General features: G+C 72.1%; 13 protein-coding genes and 1 pseudogene. 6 read left to right on the top strand and 8 right to left on the bottom strand.

Annotation, left to right across the window (positions count from 1 at the left end):
• Positions 1-42 precede the first annotated feature (42 nt).
• The 3 genes from IQ210_RS00225 to ftsE form a co-directional block, all read right to left on the bottom strand.
• Positions 43-1,209 carry a S41 family peptidase gene (locus IQ210_RS00225; RefSeq protein WP_194075418.1) on the bottom strand — a complete coding sequence of 389 codons (1,167 nt, stop codon included), beginning with the start codon at positions 1,207-1,209 and terminating at the stop codon, positions 43-45.
• Positions 1,210-1,276: 67 nt separating this feature from the next.
• A complete protein-coding gene (ftsX, locus tag IQ210_RS00220; protein ID WP_059192142.1) occupies positions 1,277-2,194 on the bottom strand; it encodes a permease-like cell division protein FtsX in 918 nt (305 codons plus the stop codon).
• 36 nt (positions 2,195-2,230) lie between these two features.
• The gene (gene ftsE / locus IQ210_RS00215) at positions 2,231-2,920 is read right to left on the bottom strand and encodes a cell division ATP-binding protein FtsE (RefSeq protein ID WP_194075416.1); all 690 of its coding nucleotides are present in this window, start codon (positions 2,918-2,920) and stop codon (positions 2,231-2,233) included.
• A 220-nt stretch (positions 2,921-3,140) separates the two neighbouring features.
• On the opposite strand from ftsE, the gene IQ210_RS00210 reads away from it, so the two are divergent.
• Positions 3,141-3,332 carry a hypothetical protein gene (locus IQ210_RS00210; RefSeq protein WP_059192144.1) on the top strand — a complete coding sequence of 64 codons (192 nt, stop codon included), beginning with the start codon at positions 3,141-3,143 and terminating at the stop codon, positions 3,330-3,332.
• Positions 3,333-3,429: 97 nt separating this feature from the next.
• Here the strand turns inward: IQ210_RS00210 and IQ210_RS00205 are convergent, their stop codons facing one another.
• The 5 genes and pseudogenes from IQ210_RS00205 to IQ210_RS00190 all read right to left on the bottom strand — a co-directional run bounded on the left by IQ210_RS00205 (position 3,430) and on the right by IQ210_RS00190 (position 8,788).
• Positions 3,430-4,065, bottom strand: a complete 636-nt coding sequence (locus IQ210_RS00205) for a hypothetical protein (protein WP_194075414.1) — start codon at positions 4,063-4,065, stop codon at positions 3,430-3,432.
• 300 nt (positions 4,066-4,365) lie between these two features.
• Positions 4,366-5,469: a peptide chain release factor 2 gene (prfB, locus tag IQ210_RS00200; RefSeq protein WP_194075412.1), complete on the bottom strand. Its 1,104-nt coding sequence runs from the start codon at positions 5,467-5,469 to the stop codon at positions 4,366-4,368.
• A gap of 121 nt (positions 5,470-5,590) precedes the next feature.
• A pseudogene (locus tag IQ210_RS48415) lies at positions 5,591-5,742 on the bottom strand (cobyrinate a,c-diamide synthase); the annotation flags it as partial.
• Positions 5,743-5,754: 12 nt separating this feature from the next.
• Positions 5,755-6,999 (bottom strand): serine/threonine-protein kinase, encoded by a 1,245-nt coding sequence (locus IQ210_RS00195; protein WP_194075410.1) that lies wholly within the window; start codon positions 6,997-6,999, stop codon positions 5,755-5,757.
• A gap of 133 nt (positions 7,000-7,132) precedes the next feature.
• Entirely contained in the window at positions 7,133-8,788 is a 1,656-nt protein-coding gene (locus tag IQ210_RS00190; RefSeq protein ID WP_194075408.1) for a serine/threonine-protein kinase, read from the bottom strand.
• A 355-nt stretch (positions 8,789-9,143) separates the two neighbouring features.
• Here IQ210_RS00190 and IQ210_RS00185 point away from each other — a divergent pair, with 355 nt between their 5' ends.
• The 5 genes from IQ210_RS00185 to IQ210_RS00165 all read left to right on the top strand — a co-directional run bounded on the left by IQ210_RS00185 (position 9,144) and on the right by IQ210_RS00165 (position 19,065).
• Positions 9,144-12,866, top strand: a complete 3,723-nt coding sequence (locus IQ210_RS00185) for an FHA domain-containing protein (protein ID WP_194076992.1) — start codon at positions 9,144-9,146, stop codon at positions 12,864-12,866.
• A 182-nt stretch (positions 12,867-13,048) separates the two neighbouring features.
• Complete coding sequence (locus IQ210_RS00180) at positions 13,049-14,419, top strand: ABC transporter substrate-binding protein (protein ID WP_194075406.1); 1,371 nt, start codon at positions 13,049-13,051, stop codon at positions 14,417-14,419.
• Between the two features lie 77 nt (positions 14,420-14,496).
• Positions 14,497-15,777: a carbohydrate ABC transporter permease gene (locus IQ210_RS00175; protein WP_407699674.1), complete on the top strand. Its 1,281-nt coding sequence runs from the start codon at positions 14,497-14,499 to the stop codon at positions 15,775-15,777.
• Positions 15,774-16,655: a carbohydrate ABC transporter permease gene (locus IQ210_RS00170; RefSeq protein ID WP_194075402.1), complete on the top strand. Its 882-nt coding sequence runs from the start codon at positions 15,774-15,776 to the stop codon at positions 16,653-16,655. Before IQ210_RS00175 ends, IQ210_RS00170 begins: the two co-directional genes overlap by 4 nt.
• A 154-nt stretch (positions 16,656-16,809) precedes the next feature.
• Positions 16,810-19,065 (top strand): bifunctional glycosyltransferase/CDP-glycerol:glycerophosphate glycerophosphotransferase, encoded by a 2,256-nt coding sequence (locus IQ210_RS00165; protein ID WP_194075400.1) that lies wholly within the window; start codon positions 16,810-16,812, stop codon positions 19,063-19,065.
• Positions 19,066-19,205: the final 140 nt, after the last annotated feature.

Here is a 19,205-nt window from a genome sequence, read left to right as displayed (position 1 = left end):
GTGCGGGGGAAGTCGTTTACGGCCCGGGACGCCGGTCGGCCGCTACTCGGGGCCGAGGCCGCTGAGGACCGTCTCCGCCCGCTCGACGACCTGCTCGTCGGCTTCCAGGTCCGGGGTGATGCCGTGGCCGTCGACGCCCCGGCCGGAGGGGGTGCGGTAGTGGCCGACGGTCAGCTCGGCGACCGATCCGTCGGGCAGCCGGCTCGGCATCTGCACCGAGCCCTTGCCGAAGGTCCGGGAGCCCACGACCACGGCCCGGCCCCGGTCCTGCAACGCGCCCGTGAGCAGTTCGGCCGCGCTCATCGTGCCGCCGTCGACGAGCGCGACCAGGGGTCTGGTGGTGTCGCCGCCGGCGTCGGCGTGCAGGACCTGCTGCTCGCCGTCGACGTCGTAGGTGGCGACGAGACCGCCGTCGAGGAAGGCGGAGGCGGCGGTGACGGCCTCGGTGACAAGCCCGCCGGAGTTGCCGCGCAGGTCGAGGACGATCCCGGCACCGGTGGGCGCCTGCCGCACAGCGGCCCGCACGACGTCGCCGGAGCCCTTGGTGAAGGAGTCGATCTTGATGACGGTGATCCGGTCGGTGAGCCGTCGAACGGTGACCGAGTCGGTGGACAGCCGCGCGCGCCGCAGGGTCTCGGTCCACGCGCGCGTGCCGCGCTCGAGGCCCAGAGTCACCGCGGTGCCGGCGGCCGCGTCCTGGGCGTCACCGCGCAGTAAGGAGACGACCTCGGTGACGGGCCGTCCGTCGACATCGGCCCCGTCGACACTGCGCAACAGGTCCCCGGCGCGAATCCCGGCCCCGGCGGCGGGTGACCCGGCCTGCACCTTGGTCACCTCGATCCGGCCGTCCCGCTCCCGCCGCGCCCACAGCCCGACGCCGGTGTACTCACCGTCGAGGGCCTCCTCGAACTCCTCGTACTCCCCGCGGGAGTACACGGCTCCCCACCGGTCGCCGCTGCGGCTGACGACCCGCTCGGCGGCCTCCATGGGCGACTTGCCGTCGGCCATGGCCTCCTCGGCGGCCTTCGCCACGTCCTGGTGATGTCCGGCGGGCGCGGCCGAACGGGCCGCGTCGGGCGAGGATTTCCGGTCGGGCCCCGGCAACGACCCCGTCGCCGCCCCCGCGACCAGCACACTCGCGAACACCAACGTCAGAGCCGCCCCGCGCCCGATACGGCGGGGCTGACAGAACAGCTCACGGCCTGACATGCGGGTGAGTCTAGGACAACGCGAAGGGCCGCACGGTCGGTTGACCGCACGGCCCTCTTGGCATGTGTCACACCTTCAGGTACTTGCGCAGCGCGAAGAACGCCGCCAGTGCCGGCATCAGCAGGCTGGTCGCGAGGATGAGGGGGAGCTTCGTCAGTACGGCGTCCCATCCGATGAAGTTGATCAGGTTGAGCTTCTCGGAGAGGGCCAGGCCGTGGTCGATGATGAAGTAGCGGGAGACCACCAGGAACGCGCAGGCGACGCCGCCGCCGATCAGGCCGGCCACCGCGGCCTCCATGATGAACGGGGCCTGGATGTAGAAGCCCGAGGCACCGACCAGGCGCATGATGCCGGTCTCGCGCCGTCGGCTGAACGCCGAGACGCGCACGGTGTTGACGATCAGCATCAGCGCGACAACCAGCATCAGGGCCATGACGGCGCGCGCCGCCCAGTTCATGCCGTTGAGGAGACCGAAGAGGTTGTCGAGGATGCCCTTCTGGTCCTGCACCGACTGCACGCCGTCCCGGCCGTCGAAGGCGGTCGCGACGACCTGGTACTTCTCCGGGTCCTTCAGCTTGATCCGGTACGACTCCTGCATCTGGTCCGGCGTGAGGGAGGCGGCCAGCGGGGAGTCGCCGAACTGCTCCTTGTAGTGCTTGTACGCCTGGTCCTGGGACTCGTACGTGACCTTCTCGACGACCGACATCTTGTCCAGGTCGGCGAGGATCTGCTTCTTCTGGTCGTCGGTCACCGCGCCCTTGGCGCAGTTGGGGTCGGACTCGGCGTCGCTCTTGTTGCAGAGGAAGACCGAGACGTTGACCTTGTCGTACCAGTAGCCCTTCATGGTGCTGACCTGGTCGCTCATCAGGAGCGAGGCGCCGAACAGGGCCAGCGACAGGGCGACGGAGACGATGACGGCGAACGTCATCGTCAGGTTGCGGCGGAGACCGACACCGATCTCGGAGAGTACGAACTGGGCGCGCATGGCGGGAAGATCAGGCCTTTCCGTGGACGGTCGCGGTCAGTGCTGGTAGCCGTAGACGCCGCGCGCCTGGTCACGGACGAGGCGGCCCTGCTCCAGCTCGATGACGCGCTTGCGCATCTGGTCCACGATGTTCTGGTCGTGCGTCGCCATCACCACGGTCGTGCCGGTCCGGTTGATCCGGTCGAGCAGCTTCATGATGCCGACGGAGGTCTGCGGGTCGAGGTTGCCGGTCGGCTCGTCGGCGATCAGCAGCTTGGGCCGGTTCACGAAGGCCCGCGCGATGGCCACGCGCTGCTGCTCACCACCGGACAGCTCGCCCGGCATGCGCTCCTCCTTGCCGCCGAGCCCGACGAGGTCGAGCACCTGCGGCACGGACTTGCGGATCTCGCCCTTCGACTTGCCGATGACCTCCTGCGCGAAGGCCACGTTCTCGGCGACCGTCTTGTTCGGCAGCAGCCGGAAGTCCTGGAACACCGTCCCCAGCTGGCGGCGCATCTGCGGCACCTTCCAGTTGGAGAGGCGCGCGAGGTCCTTGCCCAGGACGTGCACCTGGCCGTGGCTGCACCGCTCCTCGCGGAGGATCAGCCGCAGGAAGGTGGACTTTCCGGAGCCGGAGGACCCGACGAGGAAGACGAACTCACCCTTCTCCACTTCCAGGGAGACATCCCTGAGTGCGGGGCGGGTCTGCTTGGGGTAGACCTTGGAGACGTTGTCGAATCGGATCACGGATGCACCACGGGTAGCCGGGGGTAGATGAGCGTGACCATACGCGAACCGGGTGTGTGAGCGCAGGCACAGGTTGCGGTTGCGCGCCTGTTGTGCCTTTTGTGCCCGCCCATCCGACGACGCCCGAGCCGATTCCGGGGGAACCTGGCACAGTGGAGGGGGAACGTTCTCCGCCCCGGGAGCGTTCTGTGGAGAGAACCGGTATGAGGAGGGCGAGCGCATGACGTACGACCGGCTGGTGTGCGCGAACTGCGCGGCGCCCGTCAATGAGGGCCGCTGCCCCGTGTGCCGCGCCAACCGCGAGCGGCTCTCGCAGGAGAACCCGTTCGCGCAGCTCAACCCCATGACGCTGATCGCCCTGCTCGCGGTACTGATCGCGGCGGTGGCACTGCTGGCGCACCAGACCGCGTAGCGCCAGGTACGGAACGCCCGAGAGGCCCGGAGCGAAGAACTCGCTCCGGGCCTCTCGTCGTACTCCGGGCACACGCTGCGCGTGCGTACGGCTACCGTCAGGCGACAGCGCCGCCGCGGCCGCCCATGAGGCGCGGCAGGACGCGGAAGCCGATACCGCCGGCGATCATCGTGGCGGCGCCCACCAGCAGGAAGGTGGTCTGGCCGGCACCGGTCTCGGCGAGCTCGTCGCCACCGCCCTGGGCGGTGGTGTCGGAGCCGGTGTCGGTGAGGGCGGAGGTGCCCTCCTCCTGCGCGGAGGTGTCGGAGCCGCCGTCGGGGTCGGCGTTGTTGCCGCCGCCGGTGCCGTTCCCGTTGCCGTTTCCGTTCCCGTTGCCGCCGCCGTTGTTGCCGTCGTCCGTCGGGTCCGCGGTGGGCTCGTCCGTCGGGTCCTCGGTGGGCTCGGTGGGCTCCTCGGTGGGCTCCGTCGGCTCCTCGGTGGGCTCGGTCGGCTCCTCCGTCGGCTCCGTGGGCGGGTCCGTCGGGAGGTCGGTGGGCGGGTCGGTCGGCAGCTCGGTGGCCGGGTCCGTGGGCTCGTCGTCGGCGGCGTTGGTGTTGACGTTGACGCCGATACCGGCGACGTCGACGTCGATCTCCAGCGCGGAAGCGGCACCGGCGGCGGTCAGCGAGGCACCGGCCGCGATCACGGCACCGGCGGCTATGCGCGCGATCCGGATCCGCGTCTTCTTGGTCATAAGGTTGCTACCCCCAGTAGCTCATCGTCAGTGAGGCGGCGCCCGGGGCCGTGATCAACGGGGGTGGCGGTACTCAACTCTCCCCCGGTTCACATGCGCCCCAGAGATACGCATGCCGCGCTTTACCCTTCCCATTTTTCAAAGCAACGTCAAGGGAGTTGTGCGCGGGATGTCCAACTACACGCGCCTATGACGGAATTAACCGCTGTGAGCGAGCTGTAGAACCCGGACAAAACACAACCGCCCCCGAATCGGGGGCGGTTGAAGCGCTGACCATCGGGGATGGTCAAGTCGACAAATTTACTTCTCCTGCTGCTTGCGCCAGCGAATTCCGGCTTCGAGGAAACCGTCGATCTCGCCGTCGAGCACCGCCTGCGGATTGCCGACCTCGAATTCCGTCCGCAGGTCCTTGACCATCTGGTACGGGTGGAGGACGTACGACCGCATCTGGTTGCCCCAGGAGCTGCCGCCGTCCTTGAGGGCGTCCATCTTGGCCCGCTCCTCCTGGCGCTGCCGCTCCAGCAGCTTCGCCTGGAGGACGTTCATGGCCGTGGCCTTGTTCTGGATCTGCGAGCGCTCGTTCTGGCAGGAGACGACGATGCCGGTCGGCAGGTGCGTGATGCGCACCGCCGAGTCGGTGGTGTTGACGCCCTGGCCACCAGGACCGGAGGACCGGTACACGTCGATCCGCAGATCGGACTCGTCGATGTCGATGTGGTCGGTCTGCTCGACGACGGGCAGCACCTCCACACCCGCGAACGACGTCTGCCGGCGCCCCTGGTTGTCGAAGGGCGAGATCCGCACGAGGCGGTGGGTGCCCTGCTCGACGGAGAGCTGTCCGTAGGCGTACGGCACCTGCACGGCGAAGGTGGTCGACTTGATGCCGGCCTCTTCGGCGTACGACGTCTCGTAGACCTCGGTCTTGTAGCCGTGCCGCTCGGCCCAGCGCAGGTACATGCGCTGGAGCTGCTCGGCGAAGTCGGCGGCGTCGACGCCACCGGCCTCGGCGCGGATGTTGACGAGCGCCTCACGGGCGTCGTACTCACCGCTGAGGAGCGTGCGGACTTCCATCTCGTCCAGCGCCTTCTTCACGGAGACCAGCTCGGACTCCGCCTCGGCGCGGGTGTCCGGGTCGTCCTCCTCCTCGGCCATCTCGAAGAGCACGGCGAGATCGTCGATCCGACCGCGCAGGGCTTCGGCCTTCCGCACCTCCGCCTGGAGGTGGGAGAGCTTGCTGGTGATCTTCTGCGCCTCGTCCGGGTTGTCCCACAGGGACGGCGCGGCCGCCTGCTCCTCGAGCACGGCGATGTCTGCCCTCAGCTTGTCGAGGTCCAGAACGGCCTCGATCGACTCCATGGTCGAGGAGAGGGACTTGAGCTCTTCGGATACATCGACGACTGCCACGCCTCCAGCCTAACGGCTGTGGCAACCGACCTCGCCCGGGTGGCAGACCTGTGCCCTGTCCAGCCCGTCCGGCGTTCGAGGCCGAGCTCTTGCCGTCCCGACCCCCCACCCACCCGGAGGAGGCGGCGCCCTTGAAGTGCCGGCCCGCATCTCTCAGCCCGTCCGGCGTTTGAGGACGAGGCCCGTTCAGGGCCGACAGCGGGGGTCTGGGGGCGCAGCCCCCAGGGATGGGACGGGTAGGGGCGGCGGGGGCGAGAACCCCAGACGCGCACCCCCACCCACCCGTCACGGCGAAACCGGCGCCGAGTTCTTCGTGTCCTGCGGAGTGGCCCCCGCGTCATCCCCCGACACGGCCGCCCACGTACCGACCCCCGCCGCAGCCACCAGCACCACCGCCGCCACACTCACCACCACCCGCCGCCGCCGCGTGGCCGCCCGGTTCCGCGCCGACCCCGGCCGCGGCGCCCCCGCGGCCCGAGGCACCCGCGCCGTCCCCCGCGCACCCCCCGCCAGCTCGTCCGGCGCCGGCACCCTCATCGACGTGTGCGTGTCCCGGTTGGAGTCGGCCGGCTTCGCCCCCGGCACCAGCGGCACCGCCCCCCGCCGCACCGGCGACACCGAGTGCGGCGCCGGTTCCGCCGGCAGCGCGGCCTCCTCGGCCTCGTCCTCCTCCGCGTCCGGCTCGTCCACGTCCAGCGGCGGCATCCCAGCCAGCATCGGCAGCAGCTCCCGCAGCCGCGCCCCCAGCTCGGAGGCGCGCAGCCGGGAGGCTGGCGCCTTGGCGAGGCACTGCACGATCAGCTGCCACAGCTCGTCGGGGATGCCCGGCAGCGGCGCGACCGTCTCCGTCACATGGCGGCGCAGCACCGCGCCCGGGTGCCCGCCGCCGAACGGCGTGAAGCCCGCCAGCAGCTCGTACAGCACGGTCGCCAGCGCGTAGATGTCCACCGCCGCGCGCGGGGGCAGCCCCTCGACGATCTCCGGCGCGAGATAGTCCGGCGTGCCGATGATCTTCGTGGCCCGGGTCCGTCGCGGGGTGTCGATCAGCTTGGCGACGCCGAAGTCGGTGAGCAGCGCGCGGTGCGAGCCGCCGGGGCCCAGCGGGCCCTGCATGTCGAGGAGGACGTTCTCCGGTTTGACGTCCCGGTGCACGACGCCCGCCGCGTGCGCGGCCGCGAGCCCGTCGGCGACGTCGGCGACGATCGCCACCGCGGCCTCGGGGGCGAGCCGCCGGTCGCGGTCGAGGCGGGTGCGCAGATCGGTGCCGCGGACGAGGTCCATGACCAGCGCGAGGTCGTTGCCGTCGACGACCAGGTCGCGGACGGAGACGACGTTGGGGTGCTCCAGGCCGAGCAGCGCCGTGCGCTCCTGGACGAACCGTCCGACGAGCTCCTCGTCGGACGCGAGGTCCTCGCGCAGCAGCTTGATGGCGACGGGCCCCTCGGGTCCCTCACCCAGCCACACCGTGCCGGCGCTGCCCCGCCCCAGGATCTGGTGGGCGGTGTACCGGCTGCCGATCTTCCGTGCCAAGGCTGCTCCTACCGACGCGACTTGGCGACAAAAATACGCGTCCGAAGAGCCGACCTTCACCGCGGAGACCGAAATCACCCGCCAGGTGTCGACAAATCAACAGACCAGCCACCGCCGGGGGCGGCGCAAAGCGCTACTGCCCGGACGAACCGCCGCCCAGGTCACCGATCCACCCGGACACCGTCCCGATCCAGTCCCCGATCTGGTCCCAGTAGCTCTTGCCGGTGCCGATCCAGTCCTGGAGCGGGCTCAGTTCCCAGATCAGCCAGCCCGCGACGAACAGGATGACGATCGTGAACAGGCAGCCCTTGAGGCAGCCGAGCCCGGGGATCTTCATCGGGTTGGCGCCGCGCTGCCGCGCCTGCCGGGGCTCACGCTGGGGCTGCTGCGGCTGCTGGGGCGGCGGTGGCGCGTACCGCTGCGGAGGCTGCTGGGGCTGCGGCTGCGGGGCGTACCGCTGCGGCTGCTGTTGCTGCTGCGGATAGCCGCCGTACCCCTGCTGGGGCTGCGGGCGCTGCTGGGGGCGCGGCTGCTGCTGCGGGCGGGCGACCTGCCGCTGGGGGCGGCGGCGCAGCGGGTCCTGGTTCGGGTCGAGGTACTGGACCTGCGTCTGCTCGTTGCGGTCCCGGGCGGCGCGCAGCTGGTTCTGCCAGGGGTGCGGGTCCTCGGGGCCGCCTTGGCCCGGCTGACCGGGCTGGCCCTGCGGCACCGGCGGCATGACGGCCGTCGGGTCGGCCGCGCCGCGGTTGGGCAGGACGGCGGTGGGGTCGGCGGCGCCCACGTGCGGCAGCACGTTGGTCGCGGCGTTCGGGTCGTACGCCCCCGCGCCGTGCGGCAGCACCTGGGTGGGGTCGGCGGAGCCCGGTACGGCGGCCGGGGCCGGGTCGGGCGCGAGGAGCGCGGCGACGTTCTCGGCGGCGGCGATCTGCGCGGAGTTCGCGTGCACCCCGATCCCCTCGGCGACGACACGGAGGCCGCGCGCGAGGTTCTCGGCGCTGGGCCGGTCGTCGGGGTTCTTGCGCAGGCAGCGCTCGATGACCGTCCAGAGGGGGTCGGGGACCGTGGACGGGCGGCGCGGCTCCGAGCTGAGGTGCTGGTGGAGGACCTCCAGGGCCGAGCCGCCGGAGAACGGCGGGCGGCCGGTGACCAGCTCGTACAGCAGGATGCCGGCGCCGTAGATGTCGACGGCGGAGGTCTGCGGGCGGCCCTCGGCGGACTCGGGGGCGACGTACGCGGGCGTGCCGACGAACTCGTGGGTACGGGTCAGACCGGGTGAATCGGCCAGACGGGCGATGCCGAAGTCGGTCAGCATCGGGTGCATCTGGCCGCCGTTCTGCTTCAGCAGGACGTTGGCGGGCTTCAGGTCGCGGTGGACGACACCGTCGGTGTGGCTGGCGGCGAGCGCGTCGGCGATCTGCGCGGTGAGCAGTGCGGCGCCGACGGGGCTGAAGGGGCCGTTCTCGCGGAGGTAGCGGTGCAGGTCGGGACCGTCGACCAGGTCCATGACGAGGGCCAGCAGATCACCCTCGACGACCAGGTCGCGGACCCGGACGATGTTGGGGTGGGTGAGCCGGAGCAGGACGGAGCGCTCCCGCAGGAACCGCATCACGATGTCCGGGTCGCTCGCGAGCTCCTCCTTGAGGACCTTGATCGCGACGGTCTCACCGGGCTGTCCCTGGACGGCCGCCTCGGCGCCCGCGGCCTCGCGCTGCCGGGCGCGCCAGACGGTGCCCGTGGCGCCGCGTCCGAGCGGCTCCTCGAGGAGGTACTTGCTGCCTACCGGCCGCACGTCATGCGCTCCCTGCTTGCTTGCGTATGTTCCGACCCACTGTAGTGCCGCCTCCCGTAGGAGCAGCCTGTCGTCTTTCTGTGCGTCTTACGTACCGGTTCCCGTAGTTGTTCGAAGGAAAGACGCTCGACCCGGTCGACCGGTTGCCAGAGCCGTACGTGACCGATCTCAAGTGATCACGGGCGCGGCCTTGGTCAGGCACTTTTGGGGGCAGAGCTGACCAATCAAGATCACTTGCCGCCGGGGGGCGGGCAGACTGTCAGTGGCAGGTGCGAGGATGCCTGCAGTACTGGCCGATGTGCTCGTGTGGGGTGGGGGACTGTCCGCGCCCGGGCAGAAGGGACCGCTGACGGCGATGCAGATCCGGCTGACCGTCGTAGACCCGCTGGCCCCGCCCGCCGAGGCGGCCCGGGGCCGCACCCCGAGCCGTGACGTGCTGGTCACCGCTCCCGCGGGGACGGCCCTGGCGGCGATAACCTCCGCGCTCGCCTCCGCGGTCTCCGGCGACGGCGCCCCCGGCTCCGGCCAGCCCGTGCTGTACGCCGGCGCCGAGCGGCTCGACGACCGGCGCTGCACCCTCGGCGAGCCCCCGCTGACCGACGGCGCGGTGCTGTCCCTCGGCGCCCCCACCGACCCCGAGCCGCACCCCGAGGTCGACGACGCCCCGGCCCGCCTCGACGTGGTCGCGGGGCCGGACGCCGGCGGGGTCCATCTCCTGCACGGCGGCCGGGTCGAGATCGGCCGCTCCGCCGACGCCGACGTCCCGCTCGACGACCCGGACGTCTCCCGGCTGCACTGCGCGGTCACCGTCGCCGGCGACGGCCGCGTCTCGGTCGCCGACCTCGACTCCACGAACGGCACGGTCCTGGACGGCACCCGCGTGGGCACCCGCCCGGTCCGCTTCCCCCCGGGCGCCCTGCTCCGCATCGGCGAGTCAGCGCTCCGTCTGGCTCCCCCCGGCGGCCCCGGCCCACGGCTGCGCACGGCCCCGGACGGCGAGGGGCACGTACGCGTACCGGCACCGGCGGACGAGGACCCGGATGCCGATGCCGGCGTCCCCTCCGGCCCGACCCGGCACACCACCGGCACCACCGGGTGGACCGCGCAGGGCCTGGGCCGCACCGCTGCCGAAGGGCCCGTCGTGCCGGGCCAGGGTGGGGCGCCCCGGATCGAGAGCCAGGGGCCTCGGCCGTACGAGACGCGGGGCGGCGGTTCCCGACGCCGGGTGTCCGGCGTGGCGGGGGCGACCCGCGGCGGCGCGGGCACGGGAGCTTCCTGGTCGGGCGCGGGGGACGGCGGGCAGACGCACGGGGGGCGGCTGGGCGCGGACGCGCATGCGGGCGGCGGCTCCCCACGCGGCGAGGACCTCGGGGGCACCAGAGGAAGCCATGCCGCCTCCGGCAACGCCCCGGTCCCCGGCGGGACTTCGGCCGGTGCGGCACAGGCTGCTCAGGCCGGGAATCCCTCGGCCTATGGAATGGCTTCCGGTGGCTCCGCGGAGGACGGCCTCCTGGGCAACGCCCCGGCCACCGGCGGGACCTCTGCCGGCTCGGCACAGGGCGGCCGGCCCGGCACCCCGAGTGGCCTCCCGGGCGACGCCCCTTCCACCGGCGGGACCTCCGCCCGCCCGGCACAGGGCGGCCGGCCCGGCACCCCGCCCTCCGGCGCAGCATTCCCCGGCGACTCCCGCTCCGCCGAGCACGCGCACACCGCGGACGGCCTTGACGGCACGGACGCCCCGGGCGACGGCGGACGCCGCAAAGGCACCCCCCTCCGAGGCACCGAGGTGCCGCAGGGCGTGCGCAAGCGCGGGGGGCTGGGCGCCTGGGCGCGGCGGCTGGCCGGCGGGCGCGGTGAGCAGGGCGCGGCGGCGGACCGGAGCGAGGCGTACGACGAGGAGACGGCCGACCCGGTGACGGAAGCCGTGACCGGTGCGCCCCAGCTGCCCGAGACCTGGCCGGACCCGGCGGCGCTGCTGCTGACGGCGCTGGGTCCGGGGCCCCGGCTGTGGGAGCGCGGGCCGGGGCATCCGGAGGCGCTGACGGTGCGGCTGGGCACCGCCGACCGGGCGGCGCCCGACGGCTCGGGGCTGCTGCCCGCGGTCCCGGTGACCGCCGATCTGCGCGAGGTCGGGGCGCTGGGGCTGGCCGGGCCCCGCGCGCGGCTCGCCGGGCTGGCCCGCGCGGTGCTGGCCCAGCTCGCCGCGCTGCACTCCCCCGACGTCCTGGAGATAGTCCTGCTCAGCGCGGACCGCTCCCGCCCGGCCGCGGAGCGCACCGCCGAGTGGTCCTGGCTCGGCTGGCTCCCGCATCTGCGCCCGGGCCACGGCCAGGACTGCCGCCTCCTCCTCGCCTACGACCGCGAACAGGCGACGGCGCGCACGGAGGAGCTGCTCAGACGGCTGGAGGACGCGCCCGCCGCGCCCGCGCCGCCCACGGCAGCGGCGCCCCGGCGGCCTTCCTGGGCGCAGGACGACGACACCCCTGACGCGGCCGTCTTCGCGGGGCCGTACACCGTCCTCGTCGTGGACGGCGATCCCGGCGGCGCCGATGTGCGCGAGGCCGTGGCGCGGCTGGCGTTCGAGGGGCCGCGGGCCGGCATCCATGTGCTGTGCCTGGCCGAGACGTCACCGGCCTCGCCCGCGTCGCCGGTGACGGAGACGTACGAGGCGGCGTGCACGGCGGCGCCGACGTTCCGCGCGTGCGGCGCGGTCGCGCTGCTCAGCGGCGATGTCGCGACGGCCCTGCGACTGCTGCGGGTCGCGCGGGCCGGCGGCGACCTCGCCTCCACCACCGCCGGTGAGCCCCCGGCCGGCCCTGTCGGCCATGGCACGGTCGCCGCCGTCGACGCCGTCTCCCCTGCCTGGGCGGAGCGGTTCGCGCGGGCGCTCGCGCCGATGCGCACGGACGGCACCGGACCTGAGCGGCACGCGCGCGTGTCCGCACCGCTGCCCCAGATGGCACGGCTGCTGGACGAGTTGGGGCTGGCCAGGGCCACCCCGGCATCGCTGATGGCCCGCTGGGCGGCTGCGGCGGACGACACCGAGGCGCTCGGCGGACGGGCCTGGGCCGTGCTCGGCGCAGGCCCGCGCGGGCCGGTCGGCGCGGACCTCGTGGCGGACGGCCCGCACCTGCTGATCGAGGGACCGGCGGGCAGCGGCCGTACGGAACTGCTGCGGGCGGTCGTCGCCTCGCTGGCGGCGGCCGAGCGTCCCGACCGGCTGAGCATCGTCCTGATGGACGGCCGGGACAGCGTGAGCGCGACGGGCGCGGGGCACGGGGAAGGCTTGCGGGTCTGTACCGACGTACCGCATGTGACCACCCACCTCGCCGCCAACGACCCCGTCCGGATGCGGGAGTTCGCGCAGTCGCTGAGCGCCGAGCTGAAGCGGCGGGCGGAGCTGCTGGGCCGGTCCGACTTCGCCGAGTGGCACACCGGCCGTGAGCTGTCGGGCCGTATGGTCGCCCAGCGCGGCGCCGCCGGGAACGGCGACCTGGACAGCCCGCCCAGCTCCACCATGCGCCTGCGTCCCGGCGCGGCCCGTCAGCGCACCGAGTCGGCGCCCCCGTTGCCCCGTCTCGTGGTCGTCGTCGACGACCTGGACGCGCTGGTCTCGCCGCCGCTGGGCTCCCCCGGCAGACCGTCGGCGGGCTCGGTGATGCGGGCCCTCGAAGCCGTCGCGCGGGAGGGCGAACGGCTCGGCGTCCACCTGATCGCGGCGGCGGCCTCCGGCGGCCGTACGGCGGAGTCGGAGCCGGCGCGGCGGGCGCCGCTGCGGGTCGTGCTGGACGCGGTGACGGCGGGGCCGGACGAACCGGCGCCGGGACGTGGCCGGTTGACCTGGGCGGACGGCCGTACGACCGCGTTCCAGGGCGGGCGGGTCACCGGCCGCATCCCGCGCACGGCGACGCTGCGGCCGACCGTGGTCCCCCTGGACTGGCAGCGGATGGGCGACCCGCCGGCCCGCCGCCCGGTCCGCGAACTGGGCAACGGACCGACGGACTTGGCACTGCTGGCGAGCGCGCTGGAGCGGGCGGCCCGGGAGGTCGCGGCCACGGAGGTGCCGTCGCTGCTGTAGCGCACAACATCGCCCCTGCCGTAGAGCACAACATCACCGCCGCCGTAGAACGCCGCGTTACGACGCCGCAACGATCTCCCACTTGACACCGCACGCGGTCTTGCCGACCCCATGCCCCCGGCGTAGACCAGAGCCCACGGGACAGCGCTCGACGTTCGACGAGGACGAAGAACGGGGCAGTGATGCGCAGCACGAGCACATACCGGACACGTAGGGCCATGGCGACGGCCGCCGCCCTCCTCGCGGGAGCCCTCGTGCTCACCGCGTGCGGCGGAGACGACGACAACGCAAGCGACAACGAGAGCAAGGGCACCGGCGAAGGCGCCTCCGTCACGCTCCCCAAACTCGACGGCCAGACCCTGGAGGTCGCCGCCGTCTGGACCGGAGCGGAGCAGGAGAACTTCACCCAGGTCCTGAAGGAGTTCACCAAACGCACCGGCGCCAAGGTGAAGTTCGTACCGACCGGCAACAACACCTCCACCTTCCTCGGCGCCAAGATCGAGGGCGGTCAGCCGCCGGACGTGGCGTTCCTGCCGCAGGTCGGCGTGTTGAAGCAGTTCGCGGAGAAGAAGTGGCTCAAGCCCCTCGGGGCGGAGGCCAAGGCACAGTTGGACAAGAACTTCTCACAGGGGTGGCGGGACCTCGGGGCGGTCGACGGCCAGCAGTACGGCGTGTACGCGAAGGCCGCCAACAAGTCCCTGATCTGGTACAACACCGCGGCCTTCGACGCGGCCGGGATCACGGAGACACCGAAGACGTGGAAGGAGTTCCTCGCCACCGCGCAGACCCTGTCCGACGCCGGCTCACCGGCCGTGTCGATCGGCGGCGCGGACGGCTGGACGCTGACGGACTGGTTCGAGAACGTCTATCTGTCCCAGGCCGGTCCGGAGAAGTACGACCAGCTGGCCCAGCACAAGATCAAGTGGACGGACCCGTCCGTCAAGCAGGCCCTCACCACGCTCGCCGAGCTGTGGGGCAAGGACGAGCTGCTCGCGGGCGGCCGCAAGGGCGCGCTGGACACGGAGTTCCCGAAGTCGGTCACCCAGGCCTTCACCGGTGACACCCCGGCCGCGATGGTCTTCGAGGGCGACTTCGTGACCGCGAACATCAACGCGGACACCAAGGCGAAGGTGGGCACGGACGCCAAGGTCTTCCCGTTCCCGGCGGTGGGCGCCGAGTCCCCCGTGGTCAGCGGCGGTGACGTGGCCGTGGCGCTGAAGGACAACAAGGGCGCGCAGGCGCTGCTGACGTTCCTCGCCTCGACCGACGGGGCGGAGATCTGGGCGGCGCAGGGCGGCATCCTCTCCCCCAACAAGGAGATGGACCAGAGCAAGTACAAGGACGACGTGACCCGGCAGATCGCCAAGGCGCTGATCGACGCCGGTGACAACTTCCGGTTCGACATGTCCGACCAGGCCCCGGCGGCGTTCGGCGGCACGCAGGGCACCGGCGAGTGGAAGGACCTCCAGGACTTCCTGAGCAACCCGAGCGATGTCGCGGGCGCCCAGCGGAAGCTGGAGGCCGACGCGGCCAAGGCCTACGGGTCGAGCTGACGCCGATGGCCTCGGTGGCGAACTCGACGGAGGGCGCCGGCGCACTGCCGACGCCCTCCGCGTCTCCGCGCAAGAGCGTGACGAGGACCAGACTGTGGGTGGCGGTGCTGTTCCTGCTGCCCGCGCTGGTCCTCCTCGGCGCGCTCGTGGTCTACCCGATCGGGTACTCGGTCTGGCGCAGTCTCTACGACGCCGACGGCTCGAAGTTCGTCGGTCTGGGCAACTACGGCGACATCTTCAGCAACGACGCCACGCTGACCGCCGTACGCAACACGGCGATCTGGGTCGCGGTCGCCCCGGCCGTGGTCACCGCGCTCGGCCTGATCTTCGCGGTGCTCACCGAACGGGTGCGCTGGGGCACGGCGTTCAAGCTGATCGTCTTCATGCCGATGGCAATCTCGATGCTGGCGGCGGGCATCATCTTCCGGCTGGTGTACGCGGCGGACCCGGACCAGGGCGTCGCGAACGCGGTGGTGACGAGCGTGCACGACGCGTTCGTGGACTCGTCGGTCTATCCGAAGGCCCGGCCGAACGCGGCGGTGAGCGATCTGAAGGCCTCGGGCGGGGGTTCGTTCACGTCGACGGGCACCGTGCACGCGGGCACCCCGGCCCTGCTGCCGCTGGTCGGCATCGCCCCGAACCGGCTCCCCGGCAACCCGGAGAACGCGAAGCCGGCCACCGGTGACGGCATCGACGGCACGGTGTGGCTGGACTTCAAGCTGGGCGGCGGCGGCACGAAGGGTCAGATCGACGCCGGTGAGAAGGCGTTGAAGGGCGTGAAGATCGAGGCCGTGAAGGGCGGCGAGGTCGTCGCCTCGACGACGAGCGGCGCCGACGGCACCTTCCATCTGCCCGGCGAGGCGGACGGGGCCCAACTGAGGCTCCCCGGCTCGAACTTCGCGGCCCCCTACAACGGCATCGACTGGCTCGGCCCGACGCTGGTCACCCCGGCGATCATCGGGGCGTACGTGTGGATGTGGGCGGGCTTCGCGATGATCCTGATCGCGGCCGGCCTCGCGGGCGTGGACCGCAATCTGCTGGAGGCGGCGCGGGTGGACGGCGCCAACGAGTGGCAGGTGTTCAGAAAGGTCACGGTGCCGATGCTGGCGCCGGTCCTGGTCGTCGTCCTCGTCACGCTGATGATCAACGTGATGAAGATCTTCGACCTGGTGTTCATCATCGCCCCGCAGCCCACCATGGACGACGCCAACGTGCTGGCGCTGCAACTGTTCCAGTCGTCCTTCGGCGGCGGCGCGAGCTACGGCATCGGCAGCGCGATCGGCGTCATCCTGCTGCTGCTCGTGCTGCCGGTGATGTGGATCAATCTGCGCCGGCTGCGGAAGGAGCGTGAGCGGTGACCACTCTCGACACGACCGTGCGCGCCAAGCGCTCCCTCGCCTCCCGGGTGGCGAGCGGGGCGGCCGGCGGCGCCCTGCGGATCTTCCTGATCGTCATCGCGCTGGTCTGGCTGGTGCCGACCTTCGGGCTGCTGGTCTCGTCGTTCCGCGACCCGACCGACATCGCCGCCTCCGGCTGGTGGAAGGTGTTCAGCGCACCGGGCCAGCTGACCGCGCACAGCTACGAGACGCTCCTGAAGAACGAGACGATCACCGACTCCCTGTTCAACACCGTGTGGATCACGGTGCCGGCGACCCTGCTGGTGGTGCTCATCGGCGCGATGGCGGGCTACGCCTTCGCGTGGATGGACTTCAAGGGTCGCGACACCTGGTTCATGGTCGTGGTGGGGCTGCTGGTGGTGCCGGTGCAGGTGGCGCTGATCCCGCTGACCGTGCTGTTCCGGGAGATCGGGATCTTCGGCGACATCATCGCCGCGGTCCTGTTCCACGTCGGCTTCGGACTGCCGTTCGCGATCTTCCTGTTGCGCAACTTCTTCGCGGAGATCCCGAGGGAGCTCCTGGAGGCGGCGCGCCTGGACGGGGCGGGCGAGGCACGGCTGTTCGCCACCGTCGTCCTCCCGCTCGCGGCACCGGCACTCGCCTCGCTGGGCATTTTCCAGTTCCTGTGGGTGTGGAACGACATGCTGGTGGCGCTGGTGTTCACCAATGCCGACTCGCAGCCGCTGACGGTCGCTCTCCAGCAGCAGGTACGGCAGTTCGGCAGCAACATCGAGATCCTGGCGACCGGTGCCTTCATCTCGATGGTCATCCCGCTGATCGTGTTCTTCGCGTTCCAGCGGCAGTTCGTGTCCGGCGTGATGGCGGGCGCGGTCAAGTAGCGCGTACGGCAGTCTGGTTGACGTTTTTGAGGGGCGGACCGGCAGCGGTCCGCCCCTTCCCGTCCCCCGTATGCCGCAAGGGACGTAACCAAGTCACTCCACCGGCCGTTCCCGGGCCGAACGCCCGCGCCGACCCCTCCCCCATGGATGTGCCTTGCCCAGGTTCAGTGTCATCGTCCCCGCGTACCAGGTTCAGGCGTATCTGCACGAGTGCCTGGAGTCGGTGCTCTCCCAGTCGTACCCCGATCTGGAACTGATCGCCGTCGACGACCGCTCGCCGGACGCCTGCGGGGAGATCGTCGACGAGTTCGCGGCCCGCGACCCCCGGGTGCGGCCGGTGCACCTCGCCGAGAACCGGGGGCCCGGCCCGGCGCGCAACGCCGGTCTCGCGGCGGCGACGGGCGACTACGTGGTGTTCCTGGACGGCGACGACACCCTCACCCCGGACGCGCTCCGGGCGATCGCCGACCGGCTGAAGGAGACGGGCGAGTCGGACGTGCTGGTGTACGACCATGCGCTCACCGACTGGCGGGGCGGGACCGCCCGCAACGCGTCGGCGCTCCAGCTCACCGAGCAGGGTCCGGCGCCGTTCCACCTGGAGGACCGGCCCGGACTGCTGCGGTCGGCCACGGTGGTGTGGGACAAGGCGTACCGCCGGGAGTTCGTGGAGCGCGAGGGCTTCCGCTTCCCGCCGGGCCGCTACGAGGACACTCCCTGGACGTACCCGGTCCTGATGACGGCGGAGACGATCGCGACAGTGGACCGGGTGTGCGTGCACCACCGGCAGCGGCGCCGGGGCAGCACCGCCGGGCGGAGCCCGTTCGACCTCTTCGACCAGTACGACCGGCTCTTCGCGTTCCTCGACCAGCGCCCCGAACTCAGCCGGTGGCGGCCGGTGTTGTTCCGCCGCATGGTCGACCAGCTGGCGGCGGTGTTCACCGACCGGTACCGGCTGCCGCGGGCTGCTCGCGCCGAGTTCCTGGGCAGAGCCCGCGACCACTACCGCCGTTACCGCGCGCCGGGCCACCGAGTCCCTCTGCGTACACGCCTGCGCCACACCCTGGTCCGGCTGAACCTGCACCGCGTCTACCGTGCACTGGAGTTGGCAAAGAGGCTCAGCCACCGGACCACGGTCCGCGCCGCCCGCCTGGCCGGGGCTCTCCGCACGGCATCCCTCCGGCTCCACTACCGCGTCCAGCTCCGCCTCCCCCTGCACGAGGACCGCGCGGTCTTCTCGGCGTACGGGGGCCGCGGCCACGGCGGCGATCCGGGCGCGCTGGAGTCGGCGTTCCGCGACCTCGCCCCGCACATCCGCACCGCCTGGATCGCCGACCCCGAGCACCACCACACGATCCCGACCGCCACCCGCCGGCTGCGCCCCGGCACCGCCGCCTACTGGACGGCGCTGGCCCGCTCCAAGTACCTCGTCGGCAACACCGAGTTCGACCCCCGCCTCATCAAGCGCCCCGGCCAGATCCTCCTCCAGACCCGAAACGGCACCCCGCTCAAGCACATGGGCCTGGACCTCCTCGAACGCCCCGCCGCTTCACGGGACTTGGACATCACGGCTCTCCTCGCCGACGTCGACAAGTGGGACTACGTCCTGTCCGCCAACCGCCACTCCACCCTGACCTGGGAGCGCGTCTTCCCCGGCGGCTACACCACACTCCCGTACGGCAGCCCCCGCAACGACGTGTTCCAGCGGGCCACTTCACAGGACGTGCGACGGCTGCGCGAGCAACTCGGCATCCCGGAGGGGACGGTCGCGATCCTGTACGCGCCGACCCACCGCGACTACCGCCGCACCCAGCGCGCCACCCTCGACCTGGACCGCGTCCTGCGCCGCCTGGGCCCCCGCTTCGTCGTGCTGGCCCGCGCCCACCCCCGGTACGAGGTGCCGCTCGCCGCCGACACGGCCCGGGTCATCGACGTCACCGGTCATCCGAGCGTGGAGTCCCTCTGCCTGGCCTCGGACGCCCTGGTCACCGACTACTCGTCCCTGATGTTCGACTACGCCCATCTCGACCGGCCGATCGTCATTCACGCCGACGATTGGGAGGCCTACGAGGCGGCCCGCGGCACCTACTTCGACCTGCGTTCCTTCCCGCCGGGCGCGGTCGCGCGCAGCGAGGACGAGCTGATCGACATCTTCGCCACCGGCCACTGGCGCGGCTCCCGCTCCACCCAGCTGCGCTCGGCGTTCCGCGAGCGTTTCTGCCCGTACGACGACGGACGCGCCGCCGAGCGGGTCGTACGCCGCATCGTGCTGGGCGAGACCGAGCTGCCGCCGGTGGTGCCGCTCGCCGAACGGCGTCCGGTGCCGTCCGCGGCGGCGGAGCTGGGGCAGTCCCCGCTGACGACGGTGCCGCGGCCGGCGTCGCCGGCTGCCGTACTCACCGAGAACATCTGACCGACCCCTCGCCACCGGAGTCCGTATGCCGTCCAGCCCGTCCCGGCCCACCCCGACCCGGCCGTCCACCTGGCGTCCGGCCGGGCGCCCCGGCCGCTGAGAAACACCGATGGCCGGTGCGGGAAGCACCGGCCATCCGT

Source organism: Streptomyces justiciae (assembly GCF_015163075.1).
Lineage (GTDB): Bacteria > Actinomycetota > Actinomycetes > Streptomycetales > Streptomycetaceae > Streptomyces > Streptomyces justiciae.
The sequence above is the reverse complement of the archived record's forward strand: the minus strand, read 5'-3'. Positions and strand labels throughout refer to the sequence as shown.

Coding starts and splice junctions, on each gene's coding strand:
- IQ210_RS00225 (WP_194075418.1), bottom strand. CDS start 1,209: ATGTCAGGCCGTGAGCTGTTCTGTCAGCCCCGCCGTATCGGGCGCGGG.
- ftsX (WP_059192142.1), bottom strand. CDS start 2,194: ATGCGCGCCCAGTTCGTACTCTCCGAGATCGGTGTCGGTCTCCGCCGC.
- IQ210_RS00210 (WP_059192144.1), top strand. CDS start 3,141: ATGACGTACGACCGGCTGGTGTGCGCGAACTGCGCGGCGCCCGTCAAT.
- IQ210_RS00205 (WP_194075414.1), bottom strand. CDS start 4,065: ATGACCAAGAAGACGCGGATCCGGATCGCGCGCATAGCCGCCGGTGCC.
- IQ210_RS00185 (WP_194076992.1), top strand. CDS start 9,144: ATGCAGATCCGGCTGACCGTCGTAGACCCGCTGGCCCCGCCCGCCGAG.
- IQ210_RS00180 (WP_194075406.1), top strand. CDS start 13,049: ATGCGCAGCACGAGCACATACCGGACACGTAGGGCCATGGCGACGGCC.